This is a genomic window from Alloprevotella tannerae ATCC 51259, assembly GCF_000159995.1.
Taxonomy (GTDB): domain Bacteria; phylum Bacteroidota; class Bacteroidia; order Bacteroidales; family Bacteroidaceae; genus Alloprevotella; species Alloprevotella tannerae.
On sequence record NZ_GG700642.1, the window covers coordinates 911,406 to 935,797 of the forward strand.

Here is a 24,392-nt window from a genome sequence, read left to right on the forward strand (position 1 = left end):
TCCTCACATAAATAAACTTTATCTTTACCCGCTATGCGAATCCTCCTGATCGGCGATTATAGTAATGTGCACGCAACTCTTCTAAAAGGTCTGCGCGAGTTTGGGCATGACGTAGTCCTTGCTTCTGATGGCGATGGCTGGAAGAACTATCCGCGCGATATCGACTTGAAGCGCCCATCTTTAGGAAAGTTTTCCTCCCTTCTTTATTACGGAAAATTGTGGCGTACGTTTCGCAAATTTCGCAACTACGATGTCGTTCAAATTATCAACCCCGTCTTTTTGCCCTTGAAAGCTGAGCGCATTTATCCCTTTTATCGCTATTTGCGGCGCCATAATAAGAAGGTCTTCATGGGGGCTTTTGGTATGGATCACTACTACGTGAAAGCCGGATTAGATGGTCATACTTTTCGGTATAGCGATTTTAATTTTGGCCCACACTTGCGTCAGAATCCGGATAATACGGTTTGGGTTCGGGATTGGTTGGTCGGCGAAAAAGGCCGATTAAACCAATATGTAGCAGCCGATTGCGATGGGATTATTGCTGGTTTATACGAATATTACGTGTCTTATGTGGCAACTTATGCCGACAAACTAAAATTTATCCCTTTCCCCATTCAGCTTTCTGAAAAGAAAGTTATTGAAGTTCGCGATAAAGTACGCTTTTTCATCGGCATACAGAAAGAGCGTTCTGCTTATAAAGGCACAGATGTTATGCTCAAAGCCTTGCTGCGTTTGGCCAATGACTATCCGGAGCTTGTCGAAGTCGTAAAAGTAGAATCCGTACCTTTTAAGCAGTATGTGAAGCTCTTAAGTGGCAGCGATGTCTTGCTGGATCAGCTTTATAGTTACACGCCTGCGATGAATGCATTGGCGGCTATGGCGCAAGGGATAGCGATTGTCGGGGGAGGAGAGCCCGAAAACTATGAAATATTAGGCGATAAAGATCTCTTTCCGATAGTAAACGTGCTGCCCAATGAGGCTGATGTGTATGAGCAGCTGAAGGCTTTGATTCAGGATAAATCAGCTTTGATACAGCGCAGAAAGGATAGCTATACCTATATTGAGCGCTACCATGATTATCGCAAAGTAGCAGCAGCTTATTTGGACTTCTGGAGTCGGTGAGAATAATAATTTGCAAGCTGCTGTCTTGATCGAGTTTTGCTATGACACTCAAATGCGCTGTCTTTCTTTGTTAAATGCTAAAGACAGGTTGTACACATTTGACGCATCTCCCATAAGTTGTTCGGTAAATAAATCTATGCTTAAGCAAGCATCAGTAAAGCTCACTACTAAACCCTAATTTTTCCGACGCTTAGTCTGGTTTTTGCAGACGAACTCCTTTTTTTGCATTGTACTATCGTGAGCGTACAGCTCTTTTCTCACGATGATACAAACGTACGCTCGTGATGGTACGACTTTGTTATCGCGATAAAAAGTGGAAAAGATGAGGAGTCCTTGCGCGAAAATTGGCTATTCGTCGTTAAAAATCAGACGAATAGCTGGATACTTTTGGGCTTTCGCACCGGTTGCGTAAGCCGTCTGCTAATCATTTTGCTTTAAGAAACTAAGATCTGGGGCTTGATACAAGTCAGACTTGATCACCTTTCCGTCAGGTCTGCGCACAGGCTTTCCTGCTGCATCGAGTTTGCTCATATTGCTTTGATGTACAGCATCAAAGATTTGTTCAAATTTATCCTGTAGGCCATGTGCTATGACCGTGCCCAAGGCTGTGTAGATAATATCGGCTAACTCTTTGGCCACAGCTTGCAGGCGTTCATCGTCAGATAGGCCTTCTCGCTCATATTCCTCTGAGTATTCGCTTACTTCCTCTTGCATGATATGCTTGCGTAGGAGGTAGGCATCGTGGGGTAGGTTGATCGTGGGCGTAGTGTTGCTGTAGACGTCAAATTTTTGGTGAAATTCTAAGACTTCTTGGAGTTGCTTCTGCATGATTGTTAGAGATATCGTGCCTTTAGAGGTTGTTCGTTTGGGCGAATTGTGAGGAGGATTGAGCGCAAGGGGTATTCTCTTTGCTATTTTGAGAAATAAATGCAAACGTGGTAAATAAAGAAAGGCGACACGAGAAACTGCTTGTCGTCTCGTGTCGCGCCTCTTTGATGTGTTGCTTTTCATTGCGAATCGTCGCTGTTGATAAAAGCTGTTACTTTGAGCCTTGCTAATTCCCTTATTTATGGACGCAGTTGCCAGCCTGCAGCTTTGGCAATTAGACGGGGAATTTCTGTGTTATCTATCTGTCCTTGGAAAGCCTCTGCCCCTACGCCGATAGCGTAAGCGCCTACAAAACCATTGGAATGGCCACCACTTTGCCAACCGATCAGTGAAACCTCATCCATCGTCAGCCCGGCTGCATAGGTAATGGGGTCTTTCTTGCTATACATGTCCTCTTTGCCGGCAGCAATACCGGTCATTAGGTCGTCGTATGCCTTCTTGAGACGCGCGGTTTGTTGCTCCGTTAATTCTATTTTATCCCAAAAGCCGAAGTTAGTTTGCAAATCTGCTTTGACAACTTCCCAAGTAAAATTTTCCTTCAATGATTGGTGTAGCGCTTTCAGGTGGCGCGTGTATTCGGCCAAGCTTGTTTTTTGATAGGCTAAGCGATCGAGGTGCAATTCGTAAGGTCCGCGGCCAAGAGAAAGTCCGCCTGTTTCGTGATCGGCAGAAATGACAATCAGCGTAGAGTCAGGGTGTTGTTTGTAAAATTCGTAGGCAATTTGTACACATTTGTCCATATCAATTAACTCGTTGACGTATGACGCTGCGTCGTTGCCGTGGCAGGCCCAGTCAATCATACCACCCTCAACCATAAAGAAGAAACCATCTTTTTTCTGCTTCGTGAGAAAGCTAATGCCGGCTTGGGTGATCTGCTCTAAAGAAAGATTGCCCGGCTTGCGGTCGAGTTTGTAAGGAATAGAATAACGAAAGGCTTTACTATCGGTTTCCGGTTGGAATAAAATCATCTTCTTTGCCTTGGCGGCTTTCTGCGTAAAGTCAGCATAGCCCCGAGCGATCGTGTAGCCGTTATTTTTTGCTTGTTGATATAGATCCGGTTCTGAATTGTTCTTCTCTTTGTTTACCGGCGAATGGAAGTCAGAGCCGCCGAAAAAGTCAACATTAGATGTTGTCAGTTGCTTGCCTATTTCATAATACATTTTTCGATGCTCAGCGTGGGCATAAAAGACGGCCGGTGTGGCGTGGTCTACTGTCACCGAGGTAGAGATGCCTACGGCGGCGCCACCGCGTTGAGCAGCTTCCGCAACGCTGTAAATCGGCGTCTGGAGGTCTTTTAACACACTAATAGCGCCGTTTTTCGTTTTATGACCGGTTGCTAAAGCTGTGCCGCCGGCTGCAGAGTCGGTTACACCGTTGGTGGCAGAGTAAGTCGTGACGAATGCGGCATAAGGAAATTGTGTAAAGCACAAAGACTTAATGCCTATACGGCCTTCTAGAGCTGCCAAGTAAGTTTCTGCGCCATTGACTTGATTAACGCCCATTCCATCGCCAATGAAGTAAAAGACGTACTTGGCTTTTGGCTGCGCAAAAGCTGCACAAGTCAGTGTGAGGGAAAGAATTAATAAGTAAAACTTTTTCATATTATTGAATCGTGATATCCTCAATGCGATATGCTTTCTCTACGTTGTTGAGCTTTTGGAGATTAGTAATAATGCGCTTGAGATCTTTTGTGTCGTTGACTAAAAATTCTAACTTGCCTTCAAAAATTCCATCGTTTGTATCAAGCGTAATTCGCTTTAAAACATAGCTTTTCTCACTGCTTAGTGTATCAGCTATCGTGTGTAATACGCCTTGGCTGTCTACGCCACGTATATAAACAGCTGCGGGAAATTGTTGAACTTTGTGTGTATCCCATTTTGTCGCAACAATATTATTGCCGAAGCGTGTTTTGAGTTTTGTGGCTACGGGGCAGTTGCGTAAATGTATTTCTAAGGTCTTTTGTGGTGTGATATAACCTAGGACATCATCGCCCGGAATAGGATGGCAACAAGTTGCCATTGTACTCTTAGAAAGGATTTCATCGGTGATGGTCAGGATCTTTTTGTGGTTTAGTCCTTCTAAGAAGTCACTCTCTCTAAGGATTTGGGGTTCAGGCGCTTTTTTGTTCATAAAAGGTACATATCTGCGCCAACCGGATGTGCTGGTCTTACCTAATAGCGTGTTGAGATCGCTTTCGCTCAAGGAAAGTTTTTCATTTCCTATAGCATAGAGGAACTCGTCCTTGTTCATGTAGCTGCGACTACTAGTCAGCTTATCAAGATTACTTGCAGAAAGTTCTAAGCCGGCCTTCTTTAAGAATGCTTTTAGCTTCGCTTCGCCCTCTTTGATGACCTCTCTCTTTTCGTGTCTGAGTATTGCTTGAATTTTTCCTCTCGCTTTGGCCGTCGTGGCAAAGTTTAGCCATTCGGCTTGTGCGTGTTGTGTGTTGGAAGTTAGGATTTCAACCTGATCACCACTTTTCAAGCGGTAGCTGAGTGGGACAAGCTTATGATTAACTTTGGCACCGAAGCAGTGAGCTCCTAAAAATGTATGGATTGAAAAGGCGAAATCGAGAACCGTTGCATTGTTGGGCATCGTTTTAATTTCACCTTTTGGCGTGAATACCAAGATTTCTTTGGAAAACAGGTTTAGTTTGATTGTATCTAAAAGGTCTAATGTGTCCGGCTGAGGATCATCTAAGATCTCTTTGATAGAATCAAGCCATTTATCCAACTCGCTTTCGTCGTGCTCTGCTTCTTTGTCTTTATATTTCCAATGGGCTGCAAATCCTTGCTCAGCGATGTCGTCCATACGATCAGAGCGGATTTGTACTTCTATCCACTTTCCATCATTACTCATAAACGTATTGTGCAGAGCTTGATAGCCATTGGCCTTGGGCGTGCTCAACCAATCGCGAAAGCGGGTAGGGTGAGGCTTGTAAATCTGAGTTAAGGCGCCATATATGCTGAAGCACTCATCAATTTCTTTCGAGCGATCTAAAGGGGTATAGATAATGCGAATAGCTAAAATATCGTAGATTTCTTTGAATACAACGTGCTTGTTTTGCATCTTGCACCAAATGGAGTATGGAGACTTGATACGTTGCAGAATAGCATACTTGAAACCCATTTTGTCCAAAGCGGCACGAATCGGACCAACGAAGCTATCGAAAATTGTCTTTCGCTCTTCTTGTGTGTTGGCAAGAAGCTGGGTAATCTTTTCGTATTCTTCAGGTAGTTCGTAGCGAAAGCTGAGATCTTCAAGTTCAGTCTTAATCTTATTCAGCCCTAAACGATCAGCCAAAGGGGCATATATATATAATGTCTCTCCTGCAATTTTATATTGCCTACTTTTAGCCATAGAAGCCAAAGTTCGCATGTTGTGGAGGCGGTCCGATATCTTAATGAGAATGACGCGTATATCGTCACTCATTGTTAGTAGCAACTTTTTGAAGGTTTCGGCTTGTAGAGAGTCGCGGTCTCCAAACACGCCACGATTGATTTTCGTGAGTCCTTCAACAATGTCTGCAACTTTCGGCCCAAATAGATTGGCTATGTCTTCGTTTGTGTAGTCGGTATCTTCTTCTACGTCGTGCAGAAGAGCCGCGCAAATAGAGGTTGAGCCTAACCCTATTTCTTCGCAAGCAATTTGAGCTACGGCAATGGGGTGGAGAATGTAAGGCTCCCCTGAAAGTCTACGCACGCCTTTGTGAGCTTGTTTTGCAAAGTTGAACGCTTTAGTTATGATTTCCACTTTCTTTCTGTGGCTCGTAGCTAAATAGGTGTCCAACAAATGCTGGAAAGCGGCTTGTATAAGTTCCTCGTCTTTTTGCTCTTGAGGCGTTAATGTGAGATGTCGATCGTCCATAATTTATTCTCCTTTGAAATGAGGGGTTACTACTTTATTAACGACGTTTCTTTCCCTTCTTGCTATTCTTGTTGTTGTGCTTTGAGGGTTTTGCCTCATTTTTTCTAGAGGGTTTCTTCTTAGAATCTTTGGCATGTTTCTTTGAAGAAGGCTTCTTTTTATCTCTTTTTAATTTTGAGTCTTTATGTCTTGTTTTTTCTTTTAGCCGTTCTTTTTTACTGAGGTGTCGACCATTGCTTTTGTTCTTGCTATACCTTGTAAAGGTGCTACTGTATTGCTGTCTCTCAACAGGAATTTCTGTTTCGTCAACAGCTACTTCATAGCGTTTCTTTTGATACAGCTCTGTCTTATAGTTGTATATGGAGTCGCCTAAATCTAAGAAATAATTTAATTCTTTTTGAGGAAGACATAACGAACTTGGCTTTGAATAGCCTGGAATAATGTCTGTTTTGTATTGCGGATTTAATGTGCGGATAAGGTCAGCATCTATATTACATAGTTCTACGACCTGTTGTATGTTTAAATCCTTTGTGATCATTACCGTATCCGTTACAATGGGATACTTTGTCTTCATTGGGCAAATATTATGGTCGCAGTAGTAATTCATAATGTAGTTAGCCGCGATAAAAGCCGGCACATAGCCGCGTGTCTCTTTAGGAAGATAAGGGTATATTTTCCAATAGTCGCGTTCTCCTTTACTGCGATGAATTGCTTTGTTTATCTGACCAGGGCCACAGTTGTAGGCTGCAATTACTAAATTCCAATCTTTGTAGATCTTGTAAAGGTCTCTCAAATATTTTGCCGCAGCCCAAGTTGATTTATATGGATCACAACGCTCATCAATCAAACTATTTACTTCCAAATCATAGCGTTTAGCTGTAGGAAGCATAAATTGCCATAAGCCGGTTGCGCCAACACGACTTTTTGCCGTAGGGTTGAGAGCAGACTCAATGACAGGAAGATATTTTAGTTCTAAGGGGAGGTTGTAATGATCTAATGCTTCTTCAAAGAGAGGCATATAAAAATTGCCAGCTCCCAACATAATTGAGACGGAACGTCGCAATCTGTTACTATATTGGTCGATAAATTTTTGCACAACCTGATTGTAGGGCATTTCCATTACAGTCAAGAGGCGTCTCAATCGATCTTGATAAACGTCGGTAGCGTATGTGGGGTTAAAATTCGGATTTTCACAGGTTGTATCCGGATATAGATAATTCTTATTTTGCCATTGGCGCAATAAGGAATCCTCTGCGAAAGTCATACCTTCGGGAAGGTCAAATTCCTCATCTGAATTTGTGATAGAGTCGTGGACCGTTATTATATCTTGTGCCGATGTTTGAGTGCAAAAAAGTAGGTTCCCTACTATACAAGCTGTGATGGCGAAAGTCTTTATATTCATATTAATGATAGTGATTCTTAAAAAGACAAACTACAACCTACTCCAAATGCAGATTGTGTTCGAAAGTTTTGAGTGTTACTGATAATAGCGGGAGCTATGCGTAAGCTCAAATCTTTTGATATGTCAAAGACGGAGAGCTGAGCGTCAACATAAGCATCCACGACTGAAAGAAGATATACGCCGATAAAGCTGAATATGCTCAGGTCTCTATACCGACGATAGAAGTCTTTCTTATTTTTGAAAATCTTCTTAAATTGATCTTCCTTCCCTGTTATATCATAGTTGGGAGGAAGCAAATCTAAGTAGCTTTTCGTGTTAGGATCATTATCCATTATATCAAGATAGGCCTGCGAATAGTCTTTGTACATTTGCTGATTCCAAAGAAACGCATAAGTGCAGCCCAACAGGCCTCCATATAAGATGGGCAATTTCCAATATTTTTTGTTGTAAATTTGTCCGGCACCTGGGCAAACCAAAGCAAGCCAAAGTGCGCGCTGAGGATTAGGGGTGAATTTCTTCTTCTTTAAGTCTTTGATGTACTTTTGATCTTGTACGCCGATTGAGTCTTCAAGTTCCTTAAGTAGCGAATCTTTCAAAAATACATTTTTCTGTTCATGTGATAGATGAGAAGCTGCAATCGCTTTTTCCTGTGTTGTTTGTATAGTGTCAGTTGTTTGAGCTCTGAGTGAAAAACAATTTACACAAAGCATAAAAGTTACGACAACAAATAGCCAAGAATTATACTTCACGATTATCTCATTTTATCAAAGAGCGCAATGATATGTTCCAATTCACGCTCATTCGTAAACGGAATAGTAATCTTGCCTTTTCCTTCCTGTGAGCAAGTCATTTGCACCTTCGTTTGGAAGAATTTAGAGAGACTTTCCTTCAATTCATTATATTCCGGTGATAAGCCGACCTTTCTATTTCTTATGGTATGTCGTCCACTATTTACGGTTTCGCCATTGTTTATCTTTTTGACGATTTCCTCAACTTGGCGTACAGAATAGCCTTGCTCATTGATCTCTTTAAAGAGTTTAAGTTGTAGCGATGGCTCCGGAAGTCCTAAGATAGCTCTCGCGTGTCCCTGACTTAATGTCTTGTTCTGGAGTGCCATTTGCACCGTTGCCGGCAACTTTAATAGGCGTAACGAGTTAGCTACAGTTGCTCTGTTCTTACCAACTTTTGCACTCAGTTCTTCTTGTGTCCAGCTATATTGTTCTATGAATTTCTGGTAAGCTAACGCCACTTCGATGGCATTCAGGTCTTCGCGCTGAATATTCTCGACGAGCGCCATTTGCATCATATTCTCGTCGTTAGCTGTGCGAACATATGCAGGGATGGTCTTAAGACCAGCAAGTTTTGAGGCCCTCCATCGGCGTTCACCGGCTATGATCTGGTAGCTCCCATCCTCCATTTGGCGTAGTGTGATGGGCTGCACGATTCCGATGTGCTTTATGCTTTCAGCAAGCTCTGTCAGTGCAGCGGTATCAAACTCGTGTCGAGGTTGGTCGGGGTTCGGGTTGATTTGGTCTACGGCAACTTCATTGATAGATGAAGATCCACTGGTGTGAATTTCTTCATCTCTATCAATCAATGCATCTAAACCTCGCCCGAGTGCAGGATATTTTTTATGAACAGCCATAATGTCTATTGTTTGGGAGTCGTTTCTCGCTGAATAATCTCTTTAGCTAAAGCCATATGATTCTTCGACCCCGTTGAGTCTGCATCATAGAGTATTGCCGGCAAACCATGACTTGGCGCCTCTGACAATTTTACGTTGCGCTGAATCACAGTTTTGAAGACGAGCTCTTGGAAGTGGCGTTTCACCTCATCATAGATTTGATTGGCGAGTCTTAAGCGACTGTCATACATTGTCAGCAAAAAGCCTTCGATCTCCAATGCCGGATTCAGCTTCTTCTTGATGATCTTAATCGTATTCAGAAGTTTGCTTATTCCTTCCAAAGCAAAGTATTCACATTGCACCGGTATGATTACAGAGTCTGCAGCCGTAAGGCTGTTCACCGTTATCAGCCCTAATGAAGGTGAGCAGTCAATCAAGATATAATCGTATTCATCTCGAATCGGCGTGAGCAATTCTTTCAAGATATATTCTCTTTTCTTTAGATTGAGCATCTCAACCTCCGCACCGACCAAGTTAATATGAGAGGGCACGACATCAAAGCCTTCGATGTCTGTAGTATAGATGGCTTCCTTAATGTCTCCCTGATTGATGATACATTCATAGAGCGTAGAGTCTACTTCGTTTAGATCTACGCCTAAGCCTGAAGAGGCATTGGCTTGCGGGTCAGCATCTACCAGGAGCACTCTTTTTTCTAACGTGGCCAATGATGCGGCCAAGTTCATCGAGGTGGTCGTTTTCCCGACACCACCTTTTTGGTTTGCTAATGCAATTATTTTACCCATTTACGGAATCGTCTTAGTTAAGAACGCCAAATGTCGTCTCGGCGCCTTTTTATAGATGGCAAAGGTAGCAAAAATATAGCTATTTAGAAAGCAGTCTCCCTTTTTTTCGTAATTTTGCCGACCTACGAAAGCAAGGGAATCGCACGATTTTCTACCTCTAACAACAAAGAAGATAAATAGATTATGATGAAGAGACAGAGACCCTATATATTGATCTCCAATGATGATGGTTTTTTTGCAAAAGGCATAAATTTCCTCATTGATACACTAAAAGATGAAGCTGATATAATTGTTGTGGCGCCTGATAGCGCTCGCTCCGGCTATGCGTTGGCTATAACTTCGATGCTTCCTGTTCAAGCAGAAATGCTCAAAGATGAAGAGCATTTGAAGGTCTATGCTTGCACGGGGACGCCGGGCGACTGCATAAAGTTGGCTTTAAATCGTTTAGTGGAGCGAAAGCCTGATTTGGTTATTTCCGGTATCAATCATGGCGACAATTCGAGTGTGAATAGTCATTATTCAGGTACGATGGGCGCAACTTGCGAGGGGGCTTTGCAAGGGATTCCGGCGCTTGCTTTTTCGCTGTGTGACCATAGAGATGATGCAAACTTTCAGCCGTTAAAGACGTATATCTTGGATTTTTATCGGAAGGCGCTGGTTTGGAGATTCCCGCCCTTTACGTGCTTAAATATCAATTTCCCCAAGGTCGACAAGTTTGCCGGAGTTCGCATTTGCCGTATGGCACGTAGTCGCTGGATTAACGAAATTGAAGACTGCGAACGCAACGGCTATTCCGCGAAGTATTATTGGCTGTCAGGAAGTCGGCAGAGTCTGGAGCCGGAGGCGGAAGATACGGATATTTGGGCCTTGTCGCACGATTATGTTGCCGTGACGCCGACTACTATGGATAATACAGCCTACGATTTTGTCGAACTGTTGCGTCAGGACTACTAAGTTCCTTTCTTTGAAATCCCTTTTGTGATATGAAATACTTTTTGATTGCCGGAGAAGCCAGTGGCGATTTGCATGCGGCTGATGTGATGCGGGCCTTGCAGCGTAAGGATTTGGATGCTGAATTTCGGTTTATCGGAGGGGATTTAATGTGCGCGGTAGGCGGGCAGTTGCTTTACCACTATCGCAGCTTGGCTTATATGGGCATCATAGCTGTTGCGCTGCATCTGCCTGCTATCTTGAAAGGGTTGCGGAGGTGCAAAAAGGAGATAAAGGATTGGCGTCCCGACTGTGTGATCTTGATTGACTATCCGGGTTTCAATATGAAAATGGCCAAGTATGTACATAAGCAAAACATTTGTCCTGTCTACTACTATATTGCACCTAAGATATGGGCGTGGAAGGAGTATCGCATTAAAAGCATAAGGCGCTACGTTGATCGTCTGTTCTCGATATTACCCTTTGAGGTCGAATTTTTTGAGCAGAAGCATCATTACCCAATCAGCTATGTGGGCAATCCGTCTGTTGAAGAGGTGGCCCGCTTCAAATCATCCTATAAAACAACTTTTGCAGACTTTTCCGAGCAGCACGGGTTAGAGAAAAATCGCAAGATTATCGCCTTGTTGGCAGGTAGCAGGGCTTCTGAAATAGAGCGCAACTTGATAAAGATGATTCGAGCGGCTCACCCCTTATTGCAAAAGACCTATCAATTAGTGATAGCGTGCGCTCCCGCCGTTAATCCGGCCTTTTATGAAAAAGTCTTGACCCGGTTGACGGCCGATGAACGTGCACACTTGCATCTGGTGCGTAATGAAACTTACCTCTTACTTTCGCATGCTACGGCGGCACTCGTTACAAGCGGGACGGCAACGCTGGAAACGGCACTCTTCAATGTGCCCCAAGTCGTCTGCTATCATACGGCTGCCGGCAAGTTGGTTTCTTTTATGAGGCAACTTGTCCTGAAAGTAAAGTATATCAGCTTAGTGAATCTCATCTGCGATCAAGAAGTGGTCAACGAGTTGGTGGCCGATGAAATGACGGTCTCTAATGTGCGCCAAGCTTTAGCCGATATCCTTCCGGAAGGGTGTAAGCATGAGGCTGTTTTATCCGGTTATGAAACTATGCGACAGCGGTTAGGCGGACTTGGTGCTCCTCTGCGCGTGGCAGAAGAAATCTATGAGCGTCTACGGCTTGAACAATAGGACTTAAGTTCGGTTGCCGCAACATTTTAACCCTTCATTTCTCATTATTTCACAAAGAACTGTATGCGCAATAACGGGGTAGGTTGAGCAGGTTGATTCGTGTTGCGGGAAAACTTTCTCGAGGAGATTTTCCTTATCCCCTAAACCAAGTTCGTCCGGTCTTGGCTTGTTAGCATTAAAGGCAAGGGAGAAGAGAAACGCATCTCTTCTCCCTTGCCTTTTGTGTCGATCTTCCGCTTCCGGAAGGCTTTGCCTGCGGGAGCAGGCAAAGCCGGAGAGTCTCGGGAAGGTTTACGGTTTTGGGCCCAACTTTCCTTTTTCTTTCTTCCGCTTCGGGTTGTCGACCTCCACCTCGATCTTCTTCAAGGCCTGGCGAACGGGCTCTTTCCACGTCACGATGATGCGCGGACGCTTCAATGATTCGGCGCAGACATCGACCTCCTTGGCTTCCATCTTCGAGGGTATGGCGGTGCGCAGCGAGAAAATGTCGCCCAAGTCGAGCGAGCCGCCGAGGGTGACAATCTCTATGACGATGTTGCGCAACGTGATGATGACGTTCCTCACGTCGCCCTCGCTCAATGACGTTTCCCTGACGATGCGCTCCACGAGCCATTTCGAGGAGAATTTCAGCGGAGCCTTCGGCACAGCGCTGTAGGCCTTCTGCCCCTTGCGCGGACCTATGCGCATGATGCTTTCAATCACTTTGAATACCAGCATATTGTTTATTGTTTTAAGTTATGAAAAAGGGTGCCGTTCGTCTTGGAGCGGCACCCGGTTAATACTATTGTTTTGTGTGTTCTCCTGTACTCCTATAAGGACTTGTCTTGTACTCCTATAAGGACTCCTTTTGTACTCCTATAAGGACTCCTTTTGTACTCCTATAAGGACTCCTCTTGTACTCCTATAAGGAGTGTAAGTGCAATCGGGGTTTATATAAGGCGTGTATGGCTTAGCGGTCGGTCGGCCACATGGTGCAGGCTCCGTGTTTGCGAGGAATGATCACGACTTCCGGTCCATAGGTGAATCTTCCCGCTTGCAAGGCATATGCATAATCAGGATGCCCCGGAACAGGTGTACTCGACCAGTAGTAAAGCGTTTCTCCCATATTGCCAAAATAGCCATTCCCGTTCGTATCCGGTACGTATGCTCCCATCATGGGCAGACAGAAATAGTCCTTCAGATTATCCGGCTTCTCCATCGTTAGGGAACCGTTACCAAAGTCCGGCTTTTTGATACTTCTGGTGTAGTCGATGCCGTCGGGAGCTTTTGCCTTTAATTCGTCGACCGTCTTGCCCACACTTTTGGCAATGGCGCTCAATTTTCTAAACCAGACTTTATGACTCTCGAGATAGTTCATTACACTATATATTTCGTAATCTCCTCCATAACCAAATCCATACTTGGCATACCAACATAGCTCGTTGACATTGGGTAGGTCTTTACAGCTTCGGGTGGCTGCCACGGCCGGTGCGGCACCGGTAGGATCGGCATAGGGGGCCACTTCGTTGTACCAACGAGGGTCCTGGTTGTTCTTCGGATTTTTGTCGCCTATCTGGTCAGCAGATGAATAAGGAGGTTGATTGGGGTTGGGGCCGTTCCATTCATAGCCTTTCCAGTAGTGCTGTCCAACGGCGGCATCCCACATATAATACGTATCGGCAGGATATTCGTGTACTTGCATGTTCTGGCTGATCACCTTGTTCTTACCGGCGGTAAAGGTTACGCGCGGATAGGTCTTGGTGACGTAACCATACCTACCTGTGCTACGAATAAGGAAACAGTATCTCACGGTGAAGTTGGTATATGTGCCCGGAGCAATGCTCATTATGGCGTATAAAGGGGTGTCATACTTGTGGCCCTCGCCCGGCACCGGCGGCACTGCGGGAGGATTCCCTACAGTAAGCCGTAAGAGGTCATTATAATGGTGATAGCAGGTGCTCTTCTTGTATTGGTCGTCGACGGGGCGCGAACTCAGGTCGATGGTGTCGCCCTTGATTTTAAATCGGCCGCAGAGAGCCTGGTCGGCCATTACATCGATATATCGAACATACAATCCGCCCCATTTCGTGAAGGGTGCATGATCGGAGTAGGGGCGAAAGGTTATGTAAGAGCCTTTGTGCTCGAGCGTGAAAGTATAATTGCCGTCGGGTTGCCGGTGCGCAATGCCCGTGGCGAAGTCGCCATGTCTGGAGCGTTTCACACCGTAAATGAAGGGGCCAAGATAATTGAGATCTTCCGGAATATATATTTCGTCTAAATCGTGGTATGCACCGTGGTTCTTACCTAAGTAGCGCACGCGATATTCAGGTTTGGTAAATTCGCCTTCGAACCAGAACGTGGCCCTCGGAGCGCGGCCGGGACCACCACTAACAGTTCCTGCCAGTTCATAAATGTTATTCCATTTATCCCTCAGCCACTCGCGTGAGGGACCTTCGGCGTGGGTATTCACAAAGAGGTTATCGTCATCTGACCAATAGAAGTCGACGCCCGAACCGGTATATTCGCCCGAGAGGCGGGTTTCAGGGCCTTCGTTGGGCTTTACCATGGAAAAAGCGGTAAGCCCTGTGGTGTCGATCTCCGACCCCGGCTTCTGCTTGCCCGGGTCTAAATCGTCGGTGGCGCAGGCTGCGAAGAGCAGGGCGGTGAGGGACAACAGGGATAAAATGTTTGTCTTCATCTTTCTTTTCATTGTTTTGTAGTTTTTGTTCGTTACCAATTGTTTCCGTCTTCTACAGATCTTCTTCGTCTTCATTGTCGGGGAAGTCGTCGAAGCGCGGGGCGTGCAGGGGATCGCCGTCATCGCCGACACTTTGGTGATCGCCGGAGAAATACAACAGCTGGAAGCTGTGACCGAGTTCGATAAACTCCGCCTGCGGCGTCACGTAGGTGCGTTTCTCGTTTTCTTTCTGTTTCATATGCTTTATTTAATGGATTAAATCTTGCTGATTTCTTCGCTTGCCCCAGGAGGCAAAAGGGTATGACAAAACGAACAAAGGGAACTTGCCGGAAGCCCTTTGTTTGCTAAGTTTACGGCACGCTTCGCGCGCGCGTAGGAAAGGATTTGAAAGTGTGTGATTACGGCCTGCGCCTGTGTGTGTGTGTGTGTGTGTGTGTGTGTGTGTGTGTGTGTGTGTGTGTGTGTGTGTGTGTGTGTGTGTGTGTGTGTGTGTTAGCAAAATCTCCGATTCGCCCAAATATAAACCCTTAAAAAGTGCAGAGAAATCCACATTGCTCCGCAGCACCTGTTCATTGGCTTTGTTTATATTTGTTTTTGCTAACATCTTCACACCCACCCGCCGGGCATCGTAATCGTATTTGGGAGCAAAGGTAAGGCCTTTTATTGAAACCGGCAAATATCGCAGGGAAAAAGACGCGAGTTTAGGCGAACAATCGACTATTTCCCGCAACAAATTTATATAACGATACGAAAAAAGCACGCCCACAAGCCCTTAGGCTTGGTCTTTTGGCAGGGCAGGCGTTGGAACGAAGTGACAACCCTGCCACGATGCGCCGCAAAAGTACAACCCCCTTAGGGTTGGTCTTTCAAATTCGTCCGCGTATCGGCAAAGGTGCAGGCTCTTCGGGGAATTTTTACGGGCTATTCAAGGTGTTTTGCAGGCTCTTCGGGGGAGTGATTAGCTCTTCAGGGCCTTATGCCGGCTCTTCGGATCGTTTTGTCGGTTCGGCAGAAATGCTTACCTTTGCAAGCGCAAGGGCGAGGAGCGCTCTTGATTCAATTATTCACCAATTAAATCTATACCACAATGATTAAATTCGTTATCAGAGCGAAGAAAAATCCGCTCAAGAGAGATCAAGTGAAATTTTATCCGCAGATGGCGCCGGGCGTACCCGTACTCTTGCGCACGATTGTCGGGCGCATCGAGAAGCGTTCGGGCGTATCTTCGGCCTCCGTCAAGGCGGTCTTGGATGCATTGCAATATGAGATTCTCGAAACGCTTGCGGACGGCAATTCGGTTCGCTTAGGCGATCTTGGCTCTTTCCATCTGACGATGCACGCCGAGGGTACGTTGACGGCGAAAGAGGCCAAGGAAAAAGGGGCAAATCTCATTAAGCGCGTAAGCGTGCGGTTTACGAAAAGCAGTACGATGCGGATGGCTCTCGACAAGCGCAACTCAATCTTCGGTGCGCAGAACGATATTCTGAATGCGAAGTAGTCGGGTCGAAAGGCACTGAAAGGCGCAGCAAAAAGCGTTTCACACTTATCATCGGCCGTGTTTCCCTGTTTGGGAAGCGCGGCTTTTTCGTATCTTCTTGAATTTTGCCCGTTTTTCGTGTGTGCGAGGATAGGTTTCGGACAAACTTTCCTATAGGATCGGAAAAATTGTCTTAGGTGAAAGTTTAAACTCTCTTATAGGAGAGTTGAAATTGTCTTATAGGAAAGTTTCAACGATCGTAGGTGAAAGTTTGGCGAGGGTGCGGAGGTGGGTGAATCGGAGTGCGAAGGTGGTGAGTTGAGGTGCGGAGATGGTAAATCGAGGTGCCGGAAGTGGTGAAACGGGGTGCGGAGATGGTGAATCGGAGTGCCGAAAGCGGTATCTTTTGTAGCTGAATCCTCGATGAAATCAGCATTTTTTGAACTTTTCTTCCGTTTCTATCTTACTTTTTGCGCGTTTCCGTAAAAGCGCGAAGCGCCCTTTATCCATAAATTAGGATGTTTTTGAGAGACCAACCTTAAGGGGTTGTCAATCTTACCTTGCTCCACTACGGGGCTGTAGTGGATTAAATAAGTTGACAGTTTGAAAGCTCACAAAACACGTATGTCAAGATTAAATATAATGTCCGGCCTATATATATAATGTATACGGCTCAAGCGGACGGCGCAGCGGCCGCTCTCTTTTAGGGCTTTGCTGTCGGCTTGCCGGGCGCGAAGGTCAATTGCGCCTTTACCGCAGTCGTGCCATCAGCGTGGTGGATCTCAACATCGTAGACTCCCCCTTCGCGTTTCGCCTTATAGAAGTGCAATTCTTGATCGTAAAAGGTCTCCTTTGCGTAAGCTATTTCCACGCGGCGCAGCCTATTGTGCTCATACCATTCTTTAGAAAACAGATCCAGCACTTTTTCTAACAATCGTATCGAATTCGCGTGCCCGTTTGAGTCCAAATCGCAAAAGCTTACGCGTCCGATGGCTTGCGCTTGAGCCGTTTCTTCAGGCTTTAAGCGGATGCGCCCCGGTCCCTTAATGGGGAAGTTCGGCGTTGGGAGCAGCACGTTTTGAAAGTGCGAGAGTTGAGCCAAGTCTACCGGTTGCCTTGTGCGCAGATCGATCAAGGCCCATACGCTGTAGGCGTGCCCTATTACCCGTCCGGCGGCGTCTTGTATGGAAAACAAGCGCGTCGTGAATTGTCTGACGACGCCACTGGCCCACGTCGAGACCCTAAAGTCTGCATTGGCGATCGGTCGATCCTCCATTTCAATAATCAAGCGTGAGAATACCCAGCTCCATTGCTCCTCACTGGTCGGTCCGAAACCGAATTTGCGCTCCGAAGCGTGCTTTTGCGCGCAGCGCAGTAAGATATTGCCCAAGTTTCCCCAAGCTATGCGTCCTGTAAAGTCTTCTGAAAAAGGCTCTACCTTGAACTTATACGTCCCGATCTGCCTCTTTTCCATAATAAGTTGCGTAATAGTTTACTGCAAAACTAAGCAAATTCGTTGGAAATCTTTATTTTTGCAAGGAGTTTAGCCTATTTTTTACTGTTGATGAAGCACTTTTTGATCACTATTTTACTATTCACTGCCTTCAGTTCAATGCGGGGGCAAACTCTAGCGTTGCCCGTAGATTGTCGTTTTGTAATCAATGGCTCTTTCTTTAAAGAATGCCCGATGAGCGCAGATCTTTTGCCAAAAAATATCGTACAAGTCGGCCATCGGATCATATTTTATTGCACCTTATCCGACTCTTTATCTCCGGAAGATTTGAAATACAGCACGCCTGTTAAAGATGTTTTGGATGCAGATTTGATATTAGCGGCTATTAGGAACGATAAAAAGCCCCGAACCACAGCTTTCAGTTACAATGTAGACCCTTTACGCCCAAAGGTCGGCGAGTATATTAAGCCTTTCAGCGTGCGAACTGTTGCTGGAAGTGTTTTTGACAATGGGAAAATCAAAGGGCGGCCGTTGGTACTCAATTTTTGGTTTACCGGCTGTAAACCTTGCATAGCTGAAATGCCTGAATTGAGCCGTTGGGTTGTTGAAATGCCTGATGCAAACTATATTGCCGTGACCTACGAGGCGCCAGAGGATATTGCAAAGCTTGTTGATGAGCGCGGCTTTCGCTTTCATCAAGTAGCTGGAGATAATGATCTATTTCTCCAATTCAAACCCCACGCTTATCCGCTGACGGTTCTGGTTGATAAGAAAGGGCTTATTAGATACTTAATGGACGGAACGAGCCAACAGAAACGCGATTTCCTCCACCAATTATTGAAGACATTATATGAAGAATAAGAAATCATAGAGTCTTGTGCATACCGCTTGTCCACTCACTCTATTATAATTTTATCTATATTATGACGCACACAAATTCACAACAAATGAAATACTTCCTTACTGCCGCTCTCGCTCTTGTAGCTTGGTGTGGCCTTTCAGCCCAAAAGCCTACGACGCAACCGCTTCGCTTGGAAGACGTCGTACATGGCGCCTTTGCGCCCAATTATATCTACGGCGTTCGTCCGGCTGCCGACGGCGAGACCTACACGCAAATCTCCGACGATGGCGCACGTATTATTCGCCGATCATTTAAGACCGGGCAAGAGGTAGGCACGCTTTTTGACTGCAATACGGCGCGCGGCCCAGTCACTTTGACCCGCATTGACGGCTACATTATGTCGCCCGACGCCTCAAAAATCTTATTGCAGACGGAGACAAAGATGATTTATCGCCGCTCATCTACGGCTGTGTATTACATCTTCGACATTCAAAACAACAAGTTCGAGCGCCTGAGCGACGGTGGTCCGCAGCAAGTGCCCCACTTCTCGCCCGATGGCACGATGGTGGCCTTCGTCAGAGCCAACAACCTCTTCTTGGTGAAGTTGCTCTTCAACAATGCCGAAAGCCAAGTGACTACCGACGGCAAGTTCAACGAAGTGCTCAACGGCATCCCCGATTGGGTCAACGAGGAAGAGTTCTCAACCAACTGCAGTTTCGATTTCTCGGCCGACAGCAAGATGCTGGCTTGGGTGCGCTACGATGAGAGCAAAGTGCCCGTCTATTCCATTCAAGAATACAAGGGCGCCTATCCCACGCTCAAGCAATTCGACGAATATCCCGGCTATTACAACTACAAATATCCCGTGGCCGGCGCTAAAAATGCCGATGTCTGCGTGAAGAGTTTTGATATTAAGGCCGGCGTCACGCGTACAATGGCCGTGCCGCTTGATAGCGACGGTTACATCCCGCGCATTTGCTTCACTTCCGACCCTGAAAAGTTGGCGGTAGTCACGCTCAATCGCCACCAAGACCGCATGGATATCTATATGGTCAATCCGCGTTCCACCGTGGCCAAACTTGTGTTGCGCGAGACGGACAAAAAATATTTGGTAGAGGCTGCTTACAACGACCTGACCTTCTATCCCGGTCGCTTCGTGCTGACTTCGCAGCGCTCAGGCTACAAACAGCTGTATCTATATGACCTCAACGGCACACAACTGCGCCGTCTGACAAACGGCGATTACGACGTGACGACTTTTTATGGCTACGATCCGGCAACGGAGCGCACTTACTACCAGAGCGCAGCTGAAAGTCCGTTGCGCAGGGCCGTATATGTAGCTGAAAAGAACGGCAAAACGCGCCGCCTATCTACGCAGGTGGGCACGAATGCTGCCACTTTTTCCACGAATTTCAAGTATTTCCTCAACGTCTATTCTAATCTGACAACACCCCCTATCACCACGCTTTGCGACGCTAACGGCAAGACGCTGACGACGCTCGTTGACAACGCCGAACTCAAGCAGCGCGTGGCCGACAAGGTAGGTACGAAAGAGCTATTCTCTTTTACGACGCCCGATGGCGTGAAGTTGAATGGATGGATGATTAAGCCGCGCCACTTTGATCCCGGTAAGAAATATCCCGTCATCATGTATCAATACAGCGGTCCCGGTTCGCAGGAGGTAAAAGACGCCTGGTCGATCGGTTCTTACGGCGGCGGCTTGTTTGAGTCTTATATGGCGCAAAACGGCTACATCTTTGTCTGCGTCGATGGTCGAGGCACAGGCTTCCGCGGTGCAGATTTTGAGAAGTGCACCTACCTTCGCTTGGGCGAACAAGAGGCTAAGGACCAAGTAGAGACCGCCGTTTATCTCTCATCTCTGCCTTACGTCGACGGAAGTCGCATCGGCATCTGGGGATGGAGCTTTGGAGGCTTCAATACGTTGATGGCTATGAGTGAGGGGCGCCCCGTTTTCAAAGCCGGTGTCGCAGTGGCCGCCCCGTCTAATTGGAAATATTACGATACCGTCTATACTGAGCGTTATATGCGTACGCCCAAAGAGAATCCGGGCTATGATATCAACCCCATCAATCGCGCTGCAAAGTTGCACGGTGCCTTATTGCTCGTTCACGGTACGGCCGACGACAATGTACACTACCGCAATTGCACGGAATACTCTGAAGCTTTGGTACAGGCCAACAAGCAATTTCAGATGCAAATCTACACCAACCGCAACCACTTTATCAATGGCGGCAATACGCGCTTGCATCTCTATGAGCGCATATCGAAATTCTTCTTCGATAATTTGTAAAACGCTCCCCTTCGCGCTGTTGCAAACGTCGCAGTTGGCAGCAGTGCGATCGTGGGGAAAAGGATAAACGCGTGCGAGGCAGGCTTGGGCTTGCCTCGCACTTTTTGTTTCTTGCTGACAGCCCACGCCGACTTGCGCACAACTGATACCGCGCCGCGTAGAAGCCTAAGGTAAACGGACAAAGTAGTCTTAGGGCAATGCGTTCTCTTCGCTACCATACAAGCAGCGTCAGTTCACGCCCCTTGCGCTCACGATGAAAAGAGTTTGCGCTCGTGAGGTGAAGCCTTTTTTATCACGAGCGCAAGCCTTTTTTCTCGTGATAAAAAACCTCATCCGTGGGCCGAAGAACTTCCAAATGGTTATGCTTCAGTAGTTTCCTGTGAACTTTTCACAGTCTGTATCCGGCGCGAGTCATCCTCGTTCCTTTTGTCGTCAAAAACTAAGCAGCGCACGACCCCTTCAGTTCGCACGCCGCATCATCAAAATCAAGTCGGCCGAATCGCCTGTTGCCACTCGCCCGACCGGATACAAAAAGGGCCTGCAGGTAAATACCCACAGGCTTTTTTTCTTTTGACTTGTCTATGCTTAAGCCTTCGGCTGAGCAGCAGAGTCAGCAGCTGCAGGAGCAGCAGCAGAGTCAGCAGGAGCAGCAGCGCTATCTTTAACTGTAGTGTCAGCCATTTGAGCAGCAGAATCGCTGTCGTTTGTACCTGCATTTTCAGTTTTGTTACCGCAAGAAGCGAAAGAAACAGCTGCGAAAGCTACGAGCATGAAAACTAACTTTTTCATTGGTCTTTTAATTTTTAAGTAAAACAATCAATTGCCTTTATTAAAACGATGCAAAAGTACGGACTTTTTGAAGTAGTCCAAATGAAACGTGCTCTTTTTTGCGTCCTTCAACGGCGATTTAACACATTTTTGCGATTTTGCCAACTTTATTTCCCACTTATAGTAGGAAGTGTGCAATAATAATAGCGATTCTCTCCCTCTAAAATGTGACCAAAGGCGTATAGAAACGGCCTCCTTCAAGCCCCGATTCCTCTCTCAGTAGTCGCCCTTGCTGCCTTTATATATATATAATGTGTATAGGTCACTCAAAGAGGAACCCGGCGCGAGGGCGGGTCGGGCGCTGGCCTCTGTCGCAGGACGCTGCGCGATGGGGGATAAGAAATGCGCTCCTTCTGTTGAAAATTTGTATCTTCGCAGCTACAATTCGGCAATTCTGAAGTTGAAACAGGCTGCGCCTATCTGCCGAACGGATGACAAAACAATGAATATAGAAGATAAAAAGAACGATATAGCCTTGGGCAATCAAACGCTTCACTACGCCAAAGACAGCCTTTTGGCCGGCAAAAAAGCGGCTTTCCAAACGCTGGGTTGTAAGTTGAACTTCGCTGAAACATCCTCCTTGCGCGATACCTTGGCCCGCTACGGCGTTTCGCCGGTCGAAGCCGGCGAAACGGCCGACATCTGCATCGTTAATACGTGTAGTGTGACCGACGTGGCCGACCATAAATGCCGCCAAGCCATACACCGCCTTACGCGAGAGCACCCTGACGCCTTCGTCGTCGTCTTGGGTTGCTATGCGCAGCTACAGCCGGAAAAGATAGCCCGCTTTCCGGGCGTCGACTTGGTCATCGGAATGGAGCAAAAAGGAGACGTCGTACGCTATATCCGAGAAGGACTCGCTCAGCGTCAGGCCTTGGAGAAGGGAGAAAACATCCACGCTGCCATAGCCTTGCCCACGCGAGACGTACGCACGTTCGTGCCGTCGTGTAGTAAAGGTGATCGCACGCGATACTTTCTCAAAGTGCAGGACGGATGCAACTATTATTGCACGTATTGCACGATTCCGCTCGCTCGAGGCCGAAGCCGCAACGGGACGATTGCGTCGCTCGTCGGCCAAGCTGAAGCCGTGGCGGCCGAAGGTGGAAAAGAAATTGTGCTGACCGGCGTTAACACCGGCGATTTTGGGCGCAGCACGGGCGAAACCTTTTTCCAGCTCATTCAGGCGCTTGACCGCGTGAAAGGCATTGAGCGTTATCGCATCAGTTCTATCGAGCCTAATCTGCTGACGGATGAAATTATCGACTTCTGTGCGCAATCGCGTGCCTTTATGCCGCATTTTCATATCCCGCTTCAGAGTGGTAGTGACGATGTCTTGCGCCTGATGCGGCGGCGTTACGATACGGAGCTCTTCCGTCGTAAGATCGAAAAGGTGCGCGCAGCGATTCCCGACGCCTTCATTGGTGTGGACGTGATTGTCGGCACACGCGGCGAGACGGATGCCTTCTTCGAAGACGCCTACAAGTTTATCGAAGACATAGATATATCCCGCCTCCACGTCTTCAGTTATTCCGAGCGCCCCGGTACGCAGGCGCTTCAGATCCCTCACGTTGTGGATGCGCAAACCAAGCAAGCCCGCAGTAAGCGTTTGTTGGCGCTTTCGGAGGAGAAGCGTAAGGCTTTCTTCCGTCGATTCATCGGCACGGAGCGCCCCGTCTTGTGGGAGCATTCCAAAGAAGGGCGCCCCTTACACGGATTTACGGACAATTACATCCGCGTCGAGGGCGGGCAGAGCGCCGACAACACCATCCAGCGCGTACGTTTGGGTGACTTTACCGCAGATGAGGAATCGCTCACTGTAGTTTTGTGATGCTTATCTCTTTTCTGACCACGCCTGCCGCCCGGCAATGATTTCCTTTATCGCAGTTTTATGAATCTTAGTAAACCCATAGCCGTCGTTATTCTCAATTGGAACGGTGCTGCAATGCTGCGCCGCTTTCTGCCCTCCGTCGTGGCGTATTCGAGTGCTGAGGCCGAAGTAATTGTAGCTGATAACGGTTCGACGGACGACAGTTTGCAGCTTTTGCGCGACGATTTTCCCTCCGTGCGCGTCCTGACTTTGGACCGCAACTACGGATTTACGGGCGGCTACAACAGAGCTTTGGCGCAGATTGACGCAAAATATTTACTCCTGCTCAATTCTGACGTCGAAGTGACGCCTGCTTGGCTCCGTCCGCTCTTGGATTACATGGAAGCACACCCCGAAGTGGCTGCTTGCCAACCCAAACTCCGCGCGCAGCGTCGCCCCGAGGAGTTTGAATATGCCGGTGCGGCGGGCGGATATCTGGATCGCTATGGTTATCCTTTTTGTCGCGGACGCGTCTTTTCGGTGATCGAGCGCGATGGTGGGCAATATGACGACGTCCGTTCCGTATTTTGGGCGACGGGCGCTGCTTTGATGATTCGCCGCGCCGATTGGTTGTCGGCCGGAGGCCTTGATGAGCGCTTCTTTGCCCATATGGAGGAGATCGACCTCTGTTGGCGCCTGAATGCGCGCGGAAGAAAAGTGGTCTGCATTCCGCAGAGTGTCGTCTACCACGTGGGTGGCGGCACTTTGGCTATGGAACACCCGCGCAAGACTTTCCTCAACTTCCGCAACAACTTGTTGATGCTTTATAAGAACCTGCCGGTCGCCGATTTGCGCCCCGTAATGCGCCGGCGTCGATGTTTGGATTATATCGCTGCGTTGAAATATCTGCTGACGGGCCACGCTGCCAATGCACGCGCCGTCGTCCAAGCCCGACGCGAGTTTAAGCGCTTGCGACCAACTTTCACTGCGCAGCGAGAAGAGAACTTGCGCCGCGCCGTCGTGCAAACTATTCCGCAGCAATTGTCGGGCAGTTTGCTATACCTCTTTTATTTTAAGGGCTGCAAGCGTTTTGATTGTTTGCGCCGCTTCTTTCCGGCCGAGGCCGATCGCTGATATTT

The 24,392-nt window shown here is 47.1% G+C and carries 20 protein-coding genes; 8 read left to right on the forward strand and 12 right to left on the reverse strand.

What is annotated here, in order from left to right; genetic code table 11:
- Nucleotides 1–33 precede the first annotated feature (33 nt).
- Nucleotides 34–1,122, forward strand: a complete 1,089-nt coding sequence (locus tag GCWU000325_RS03780; RefSeq protein WP_006254813.1) for a glycosyltransferase family protein — start codon at nucleotides 34–36, stop codon at nucleotides 1,120–1,122.
- Between the two features lie 420 nt (nucleotides 1,123–1,542).
- Here the strand turns inward: GCWU000325_RS03780 and GCWU000325_RS03785 are convergent, their stop codons facing one another.
- From GCWU000325_RS03785 to GCWU000325_RS03815, 7 genes are all read right to left on the reverse strand, one after another.
- Nucleotides 1,543–1,950 (reverse strand): pyrophosphohydrolase domain-containing protein, encoded by a 408-nt coding sequence (locus GCWU000325_RS03785; RefSeq protein ID WP_006254814.1) that lies wholly within the window; start codon nucleotides 1,948–1,950, stop codon nucleotides 1,543–1,545.
- A gap of 239 nt (nucleotides 1,951–2,189) precedes the next feature.
- Nucleotides 2,190–3,611, reverse strand: a complete 1,422-nt coding sequence (locus tag GCWU000325_RS03790) for an alkaline phosphatase (protein WP_006254815.1) — start codon at nucleotides 3,609–3,611, stop codon at nucleotides 2,190–2,192.
- Between the two features lies 1 nt (nucleotide 3,612).
- Nucleotides 3,613–5,877: a RelA/SpoT family protein gene (locus GCWU000325_RS03795; protein ID WP_006254816.1), complete on the reverse strand. Its 2,265-nt coding sequence runs from the start codon at nucleotides 5,875–5,877 to the stop codon at nucleotides 3,613–3,615.
- A gap of 37 nt (nucleotides 5,878–5,914) precedes the next feature.
- The gene (locus GCWU000325_RS03800) at nucleotides 5,915–7,279 is read right to left on the reverse strand and encodes a lytic transglycosylase domain-containing protein (RefSeq protein ID WP_006254817.1); all 1,365 of its coding nucleotides are present in this window, start codon (nucleotides 7,277–7,279) and stop codon (nucleotides 5,915–5,917) included.
- A 17-nt stretch (nucleotides 7,280–7,296) separates the two neighbouring features.
- Nucleotides 7,297–7,989, reverse strand: coding sequence for a DUF5683 domain-containing protein (locus GCWU000325_RS03805; RefSeq protein ID WP_006254818.1), 693 nt, complete (start codon nucleotides 7,987–7,989; stop codon nucleotides 7,297–7,299).
- A 41-nt stretch (nucleotides 7,990–8,030) separates the two neighbouring features.
- Nucleotides 8,031–8,924 carry a ParB/RepB/Spo0J family partition protein gene (locus tag GCWU000325_RS03810; protein ID WP_006254819.1) on the reverse strand — a complete coding sequence of 298 codons (894 nt, stop codon included), beginning with the start codon at nucleotides 8,922–8,924 and terminating at the stop codon, nucleotides 8,031–8,033.
- Nucleotides 8,925–8,929: 5 nt separating this feature from the next.
- Nucleotides 8,930–9,706, reverse strand: a complete 777-nt coding sequence (locus GCWU000325_RS03815) for a ParA family protein (protein ID WP_006254820.1) — start codon at nucleotides 9,704–9,706, stop codon at nucleotides 8,930–8,932.
- Between the two features lie 183 nt (nucleotides 9,707–9,889).
- Here GCWU000325_RS03815 and surE point away from each other — a divergent pair, with 183 nt between their 5' ends.
- Together surE and lpxB are read left to right on the forward strand one after the other, a co-directional pair.
- Nucleotides 9,890–10,660: a 5'/3'-nucleotidase SurE gene (gene surE / locus GCWU000325_RS03820; protein ID WP_006254821.1), complete on the forward strand. Its 771-nt coding sequence runs from the start codon at nucleotides 9,890–9,892 to the stop codon at nucleotides 10,658–10,660.
- A 29-nt stretch (nucleotides 10,661–10,689) separates the two neighbouring features.
- Nucleotides 10,690–11,859, forward strand: a complete 1,170-nt coding sequence (lpxB, locus tag GCWU000325_RS03825) for a lipid-A-disaccharide synthase (RefSeq protein ID WP_006254822.1) — start codon at nucleotides 10,690–10,692, stop codon at nucleotides 11,857–11,859.
- 291 nt (nucleotides 11,860–12,150) lie between these two features.
- Here the strand turns inward: lpxB and GCWU000325_RS03830 are convergent, their stop codons facing one another.
- From GCWU000325_RS03830 to GCWU000325_RS03840, 3 genes are all read right to left on the reverse strand, one after another.
- Nucleotides 12,151–12,576: an HU family DNA-binding protein gene (locus tag GCWU000325_RS03830; protein WP_006254824.1), complete on the reverse strand. Its 426-nt coding sequence runs from the start codon at nucleotides 12,574–12,576 to the stop codon at nucleotides 12,151–12,153.
- Nucleotides 12,577–12,808: 232 nt separating this feature from the next.
- Nucleotides 12,809–14,548 (reverse strand): hypothetical protein, encoded by a 1,740-nt coding sequence (locus tag GCWU000325_RS03835; RefSeq protein ID WP_040599290.1) that lies wholly within the window; start codon nucleotides 14,546–14,548, stop codon nucleotides 12,809–12,811.
- A gap of 40 nt (nucleotides 14,549–14,588) precedes the next feature.
- The gene (locus GCWU000325_RS03840; protein WP_006254826.1) at nucleotides 14,589–14,774 is read right to left on the reverse strand and encodes a hypothetical protein; all 186 of its coding nucleotides are present in this window, start codon (nucleotides 14,772–14,774) and stop codon (nucleotides 14,589–14,591) included.
- Between the two features lie 849 nt (nucleotides 14,775–15,623).
- Between GCWU000325_RS03840 and GCWU000325_RS03845 the strand changes: the two genes are divergently transcribed.
- Nucleotides 15,624–16,034, forward strand: coding sequence for an HU family DNA-binding protein (locus tag GCWU000325_RS03845; RefSeq protein WP_006254829.1), 411 nt, complete (start codon nucleotides 15,624–15,626; stop codon nucleotides 16,032–16,034).
- Nucleotides 16,035–16,716: 682 nt separating this feature from the next.
- Here GCWU000325_RS03845 and GCWU000325_RS03850 read toward each other — a convergent pair.
- Nucleotides 16,717–17,487: an acyl-[acyl-carrier-protein] thioesterase gene (locus GCWU000325_RS03850; protein ID WP_006254830.1), complete on the reverse strand. Its 771-nt coding sequence runs from the start codon at nucleotides 17,485–17,487 to the stop codon at nucleotides 16,717–16,719.
- Nucleotides 17,488–17,529: 42 nt separating this feature from the next.
- On the opposite strand from GCWU000325_RS03850, the gene GCWU000325_RS10935 reads away from it, so the two are divergent.
- Together GCWU000325_RS10935 and GCWU000325_RS03860 are read left to right on the forward strand one after the other, a co-directional pair.
- A complete protein-coding gene (locus GCWU000325_RS10935; protein ID WP_211205524.1) occupies nucleotides 17,530–18,327 on the forward strand; it encodes a TlpA family protein disulfide reductase in 798 nt (265 codons plus the stop codon).
- An 86-nt stretch (nucleotides 18,328–18,413) separates the two neighbouring features.
- The gene (locus GCWU000325_RS03860; RefSeq protein ID WP_006254832.1) at nucleotides 18,414–20,618 is read left to right on the forward strand and encodes a S9 family peptidase; all 2,205 of its coding nucleotides are present in this window, start codon (nucleotides 18,414–18,416) and stop codon (nucleotides 20,616–20,618) included.
- A 585-nt stretch (nucleotides 20,619–21,203) separates the two neighbouring features.
- On the opposite strand, the gene GCWU000325_RS03865 is transcribed toward GCWU000325_RS03860, so the two are convergent.
- Nucleotides 21,204–21,407, reverse strand: a complete 204-nt coding sequence (locus GCWU000325_RS03865; protein WP_006254835.1) for a PG1828 family lipoprotein — start codon at nucleotides 21,405–21,407, stop codon at nucleotides 21,204–21,206.
- Between the two features lie 481 nt (nucleotides 21,408–21,888).
- On the opposite strand from GCWU000325_RS03865, the gene mtaB reads away from it, so the two are divergent.
- Both mtaB and GCWU000325_RS03875 read left to right on the forward strand, forming a co-directional pair.
- On the forward strand, nucleotides 21,889–23,274 hold the full coding sequence (mtaB, locus tag GCWU000325_RS03870) for a tRNA (N(6)-L-threonylcarbamoyladenosine(37)-C(2))-methylthiotransferase MtaB (RefSeq protein ID WP_050756617.1): 1,386 nt from the start codon (nucleotides 21,889–21,891) through the stop codon (nucleotides 23,272–23,274).
- Nucleotides 23,275–23,334: 60 nt separating this feature from the next.
- Nucleotides 23,335–24,387 (forward strand): glycosyltransferase family 2 protein, encoded by a 1,053-nt coding sequence (locus GCWU000325_RS03875; RefSeq protein WP_006254837.1) that lies wholly within the window; start codon nucleotides 23,335–23,337, stop codon nucleotides 24,385–24,387.
- Nucleotides 24,388–24,392: the final 5 nt, after the last annotated feature.